The sequence below is a fragment of the Gilliamella sp. Bif1-4 genome (genome assembly GCF_001690535.1).
GTDB lineage: Bacteria > Pseudomonadota > Gammaproteobacteria > Enterobacterales > Orbaceae > Gilliamella > Gilliamella bombi.
Map to the genome: position 1 here is coordinate 1 of NZ_LZHC01000014.1, position 1621 is coordinate 1621.

Below are 1621 nucleotides of genomic sequence, written 5' to 3' on the forward strand. Positions count from 1 at the left end.
CGCTTCTTTTGCCTTGGATTCGGCTCTTATCCGGTCTATATGATTAAGCATCGTTAACGTTTCACCACCAATTTCACTCACTAACTGCGTTTGGTCGATGATGTCTTGCTCTTTTTGTTTGTTAAAGATGTGTTTGAGCTCGTTATTCGCCTGCTCAGTATCTCGGCTTAGTTCGTTGATATCTTGTTTTTGGTCATCCCTATTGCGGATAATTATCGTCCCTTCCGATACCGCTGAATGCGTCGTCGAATGCTCGCTTTCGTTTTTATTGCGACTGGTTGGCATCGATGGCATGCCGCTAGAGCTTACCCCTGCACTGCTGCTACTGACTTGGTAGTCCGCTTTGTTTTCGATATCACTAAAGCTGATTGTGCCTGTGTCAAGGCGGTTTTGGCTCTTGTCTTTCGCTTCTGAGGCTATCACCGCCACGGCTAGAATAAAAACAACAAAAACTCAAATAAAATCAATAGCTTTACTGACTAATTTTTTGTAAGTGAAAATAGTAAGTTAATGTGTTTTTTGAATAGAGGGAGATATGGCCAATGCGCAATGCAACAAGTAGGCTTTATTTACTACAATGGTGCATAAAAATAATAATGGCTAAAGTGCATACTAAGCAAAAATTGGCAATTAAAAAAATTAATTATAGAATTTAGTGGCAGTATTAACTGCCACTTTTTAATAACGAATACTCTAACATAAGCTAGGATTATCGGGTTGGGGGGTTGAGTTTGAGCTACTATATTTCAGGATAGATACCTAATTCAATAACTTTAATTTCCCTACATACTATTCGAATATTATAATCTCCCCAAACATTGATAACATTAAAAAAATCATTTTCTGAATAATTATCACATAACCCAAAATAATTCAATTCATTTGAATTGAGTGTGCGATAATCATGGTTAATTTCATATACATTTCCATTATCACCTATGTCTTCATCTTGATTGGACACTGACATAAAAATAATAATAATACACTCAATTTGTATAATTTTATCTAAAGCAATAGCTTTAATTTTTACTTGATTATTAGCGATATTTAGTTCATCTATCCAACTAATTGATAATTTAGTTAAATCTAACATAGATTATACTCCTTATTTAATATTGAGCGTCTCAGTTGGATGTTGATTATGAAGTACATCCCTTGGGATCTCCCTACCATTTGCATCCAACCGTTGCCCTTTATTGATTCTAGCGCCATTTGTTCCATATTTTGGAGCTGTTGTCCTGACTATTCGACCGCTGTTCCAATTAATTGTAATCTCAGATCCATCTTTAGCAACAAACCTTTGATAACCTGCAGGACTAATTGATTTTTCTTCAAATCCATACTTTTCTAAAATTTTTCTTGCTTGTTCTGGTGATTTACCATCCAAATTAGGTAGTTCAGACGAAGCTCCATTACCTCCAACACCTTTTTTATCGCTATTACGAGATGATTCTTTTGGAGATTTATCATCGTCATCATCAGGCGGTAATCCCGGAGCCCCGCCTGCTGAACTACTTCCGGTACCTGTTAACGTATTATTATCTTTATTACTATCTTTCTCTTTTAGGTAATCATTATAATAACGTTCATAAGTTTTTAGTACTGCATCTTCAAGGAACCC

Annotated in this window: 2 protein-coding genes and 1 pseudogene; all 3 read right to left on the minus strand. The window is 35.7% G+C overall.

Features of this window, described 5'->3' with window-relative positions:
- Positions 1 to 423, minus strand: a pseudogene (locus A9G25_RS01985) (hemolysin); the annotation flags it as partial.
- 316 nt (positions 424 to 739) lie between these two features.
- A complete protein-coding gene (locus tag A9G25_RS01990; protein WP_065625255.1) occupies positions 740 to 1093 on the minus strand; it encodes a hypothetical protein in 354 nt (117 codons plus the stop codon).
- A 12-nt stretch (positions 1094 to 1105) separates the two neighbouring features.
- A partial coding sequence (locus A9G25_RS12750; RefSeq protein ID WP_081297112.1) for a PASTA domain-containing protein occupies positions 1106 to 1621 on the minus strand: 516 nt, incomplete at its 5' end.

What these genes read in the sequence shown, in the direction of transcription:
- A9G25_RS01990 (WP_065625255.1), bottom strand. Translation starts at nt 1,093, where the DNA reads ATGTTAGATTTAACTAAATTATCAATTAGTTGGATAGATGAACTAAAT.